This window comes from Microbacterium enclense (assembly GCF_004022425.1).
GTDB lineage: Bacteria > Actinomycetota > Actinomycetes > Actinomycetales > Microbacteriaceae > Microbacterium > Microbacterium enclense_A.
The window spans coordinates 1-3,763 of the sequence record NZ_RBZY01000111.1 but is presented as its reverse complement, the minus strand read 5'-3'; the positions used below and the strand labels follow the sequence as shown (position 1 = coordinate 3,763).

The 3,763-nt window shown below is 70.7% G+C and carries 5 protein-coding genes and 1 pseudogene; 5 read left to right on the top strand and 1 reads right to left on the bottom strand.

The annotated features are described in order from the left end of the window. Positions 1–1,122: NAD(+) synthase (locus tag D8Y23_RS16265; protein ID WP_128219073.1), on the top strand; the 1,122-nt coding region annotated here is incomplete at its 5' end. Positions 1,123–1,124: 2 nt separating this feature from the next. Here D8Y23_RS16265 and D8Y23_RS16260 read toward each other — a convergent pair. After that, complete coding sequence (locus D8Y23_RS16260) at positions 1,125–1,622, bottom strand: DUF427 domain-containing protein (RefSeq protein ID WP_128219072.1); 498 nt, start codon at positions 1,620–1,622, stop codon at positions 1,125–1,127. Between the two features lie 113 nt (positions 1,623–1,735). On the opposite strand from D8Y23_RS16260, the gene D8Y23_RS16255 reads away from it, so the two are divergent. The 4 genes and pseudogenes from D8Y23_RS16255 to D8Y23_RS16245 all read left to right on the top strand — a co-directional run bounded on the left by D8Y23_RS16255 (position 1,736) and on the right by D8Y23_RS16245 (position 3,704). Next, on the top strand, positions 1,736–1,933 hold the full coding sequence (locus tag D8Y23_RS16255; RefSeq protein ID WP_077052421.1) for a hypothetical protein: 198 nt from the start codon (positions 1,736–1,738) through the stop codon (positions 1,931–1,933). Beyond that, on the top strand, positions 1,930–2,079 hold the full coding sequence (locus D8Y23_RS16910; RefSeq protein WP_164878286.1) for a hypothetical protein: 150 nt from the start codon (positions 1,930–1,932) through the stop codon (positions 2,077–2,079). The genes D8Y23_RS16255 and D8Y23_RS16910 overlap by 4 nt, the downstream gene beginning before the upstream one ends. Before the next feature lie 70 nt (positions 2,080–2,149). Further along, a pseudogene (locus tag D8Y23_RS16250) lies at positions 2,150–3,093 on the top strand (aldo/keto reductase). Positions 3,094–3,146: 53 nt separating this feature from the next. Further along, positions 3,147–3,704: a nucleoside phosphorylase gene (locus D8Y23_RS16245; protein WP_128219071.1), complete on the top strand. Its 558-nt coding sequence runs from the start codon at positions 3,147–3,149 to the stop codon at positions 3,702–3,704. Positions 3,705–3,763 lie beyond the last annotated feature (59 nt).

Sequence of the window (3,763 nt, the reverse complement as noted above, 5' to 3'; positions counted from 1 at the left end):
CCCCCCGCCGTCGACCTGGGACTCCGCCGCTCGCTCGATCGGTTCCCGTTCGTGCCCGATGACCCGGCGCGCCTCGCTCAGGACTGCTACGAAGCCTTCAACATCCAGGTCTCGGGACTCGTTCAGCGCCTCGAGGCGATCGGCGGTCCGCGCCCGGTGCTCGGGGTCAGCGGCGGACTCGACTCCACGCACGCGCTGCTGGTCATCGCGCGGGCCATGGATCGAATGGGACGACCGCGCAGCGACATCCTGGCCTATACCCTCCCGGGTTTCGCGACGAGCGAGAAGACCAAGCGCAACGCCATCGCGCTGGCAGAAGCGGTCGGAGCAACGATCGAGGAGATCGACATCCGCCCCGCGGCATCCGAGATGCTCTCCCGTATGGGGCACCCGTTCGCGGCGGGCGAGCCGGTCCACGACGTCACTTTCGAGAACGTGCAGGCGGGGTTGCGCACCGACTACCTCTTCCGACTGGCGAACCAGAAGAACGGGATCGTCGTGGGCACCGGCGATCTGTCCGAGATCGCGCTGGGCTGGTCGACGTACGGCGTGGGCGACCAGATGAGCCACTACTCCGTGAACCCCGGGGTGCCGAAGACCCTCATCCAGCACGTGATCCGGTGGGTCATCTCGGCCGGTGAGCTGAGCCCGGCGACCGTCGAGGTGCTGCAGGCGGTGCTCGATACCGAGATCAGCCCCGAGCTGGTCCCGGCCGGGCAGGACGGCAAGATGCAGTCCACCGAGGATCGGATCGGCCCCTACAACCTCCACGACTTCACGCTCTACCACGTCCTGCGATTCGGCTTCCGGCCATCGAAGATCGCCTTCCTGGCGGCCAAAGCCTGGGAGGATCCGGATGCCGGGGCCTGGCCCGCGGGCTACCCCGAGGGCGCGCGGCCGTCGTACGACCTCGTCACGGTCGCCCGGTGGATGGAGGTCTTCCTCCAGCGCTTCTTCGCCTTCGCGCAGTTCAAGCGCACCGCGATCCCGAACGGACCCAAGGTCTCCCCCGCCGGCTCGCTGTCACCGCGCGGCGACTGGCGTGCTCCGTCGGACGGCAACGCTCGCGCGTGGCTGGCAGAGCTCCACGCCGCCGTCCCTCAGGCGTTCGCGCGGGACTGAGCTCACCAGCCCATCGAACCGGGCACGCCCTTGAACGGCCCCGCGAGGTCGTCCGTCACCCAACCGCCGTAGAACCCGCCGGGCTGCGGCCGAACCGTCTCGCCGGCGACGACGCAGCGGTCCATCGGGGCGGCGTACACGGCGACGCGATCGGCGAGCACCTCGTAGCCGGGCAGGGGGTGGGGGTAGTTCCAGGCGGCTCGTTCCGCGACGGCTCCCGCTCCCCCGTGCACGTCGAAGTACCGGGCACCGCCCTTGAACTCGCAGAACGACGCCCCGTGCCCGAGGGAGAGAGCGTCGCCGAACGCCGCGATCGGCAGGTAGTACACCGGCGGGTGGCTCGTCTCGAGAACGCGGACGACGTCGTCGGTGTCGACGATGCGGGTCCCGCCGAAGTCGATCTGCACCCGCTTCGCGACGCGTTCCACACGCGGCGGTCGCGGGTAGTCCCAGACGGATTCCTGGCCGGGGCGGACGGGGTCGGGTACGGGGCGCGCCATGGATCTACGCTACGCCGCGCGAGCGCAACGAGGGCGGACGAGGCGTCGCCGCGTCCGACGTGCGATGCGACCGCCCGCACCGGCCCGGTACGCTGGACGCAGGAGGGGCACGAGTGAGCGGCGAACACGGCACCGGCATCAGTCGGCGGTACCGCGTCTACCAAGTGGGCGGGATCGTCCTCGGCGTGCTCTTTCTCGGGCTGGGCATCGCCGCCCTCCTCGCGGGCGGCGGCCCCGTGATCGCCGCCATCGCCGGAATCGGAGGCCTCGCTGTGATCATCGTGTCGATCGTGATGATGGTGCGCTCGTGACGGGCCCCGGCGACGGTGGGCAGGGCGACAAGCCCCGCAAGTACCCGCGAGGTCAGGTCGTGATCTGGATCGCGGTGTCGGCGGTCGGGCTCTGGCTCCTCGGCAGCGGCCTCATCGGCATCCTGTCCGGGGGCTCCGGAAACTGACCCGCCGCGGGAATGCCCGAGGATCGGCGTCGTTGTCCCCAGGGCATCGATCACCGAACGAAAGGGCATCATGACGCGCATCGGACGCAGCGACCTGGACATCCGCCCCCTCTCCCTGGGCGGCAACGTCTTCGGGTGGACCGCCGACCGTGACACTTCCTTCGCGGTGCTGGACGCCTTCCACGCCGGCGGTGGCGACTTCATCGACACGGCCGACGGGTACAGCGCGTGGGCACCGGGCAACTCCGGCGGTGAGAGCGAGACGATCATCGGCGAATGGCTCGCCAGCCGTCGGCCCGAGAACGTCGTCGTCGCGACGAAGGTCAGTACGCATCCCGACTTCCGCGGTCTGGCGGCCGCGAACGTCCGAGCCGCCGCCGAGGCGTCGCTGGTCCGGCTCGGCGTCGATGCGATCGACCTGTACTACGCGCACTTCGATGACCCCGACACGCCCCTCGAAGAAACCGTCGGAGCCTTCGCCGACCTCGTCTCGGATGGGCTGGTGCGCTCCGTCGGCGTCTCGAACTACAGCGCCGCGCGCATCCGCGAGTGGATCTCGCTCGCCGAGGCCGCCGGTGCCGACCTCCCGTCGCCGTGCAACCGCACTACAACCTCGTGCACCGCACCGCCGTCGAGAGCGAGATCGTGCCCCTCGCCGAGCAGCACGGCTTCTCGCTCGTGCCGTACTACGCGCTGGCCAGCGGCTTCCTGACCGGCAAGTACCGGACGACGGATGCCACGGGCGACTCGCCGCGTGCGGGCGGTGCCGCCAAGCTCGCGACCCCCGCGGGTCTGGCCGTCATCGATGCGCTCGAGGAGATCGGTCGCGCCCACGGCGCGTCCATCGCCACCACCGCACTCGCGTGGGTGCGCGCGCAGCCGACCGTGGTCGCGCCCCTGGCGAGCGCGTCGCGCCCCGAGCAGGTGAAGGACCTCCTGGCCAGCATGTCCCTCGACCTCTCCACCGACGAGCTCGCGCGCCTGGACGCCGTCTCCGCCGCCGCTCAGGACTGACCTCCCGCGGGGCCGCGTCGTCGGGCGGCTCCGCGGTCGGCGAGAATGGTGGGGTGAAGCTCCTCGTCGCCGCCCACGCGGCCGAATTCGTCGCGTTCGAGTCCGACATCGCCGGTTTTGACCGGCTGCTGACCGGAGTCGGCAAGATCCCCGCCGCCTACGCGCTGACGCGCGCGCTGTGCGAGGGCGCGTACGACGAGATCGTCGTCGTGGGCACCGCCGGTGCCATCGACCCCGACCTCGAGGGCGGCATCTACGACATCTCCGCGACAATTCAGCACGACGTGAAGGGTCTGGACGGCACGTTCGGTCAGCACGTCTGGCTGCCGGCCCGTGTCGATATCGCCCCCGACGGCGTGGTCATCGCCACCGGCGACCACTTCGTGGACGACGCCGACGCGGTCGCCCTCATCCGTGGCCTCGATGCCCGCATGGTCGACATGGAGTCGTACGCGTTGGCGTGGGTCGCGCAGCAGTTCGCCGTGCCGATCCGCATCCTCCGCGCCGTCTCCGACCGGGCGCAGGACGGTGCGACAGAGCTCTGGGACGATGTCGTGGAACGCTGCAGCCACCAGCTCCGCGCGAAGATCCGCGAGCTGTACGGGGTCTGACCCTCCGGCGGCGGCGCCCGGGTTACGGCGTCTGCGAGCCGTGGCGGGCGCGGCCCGCC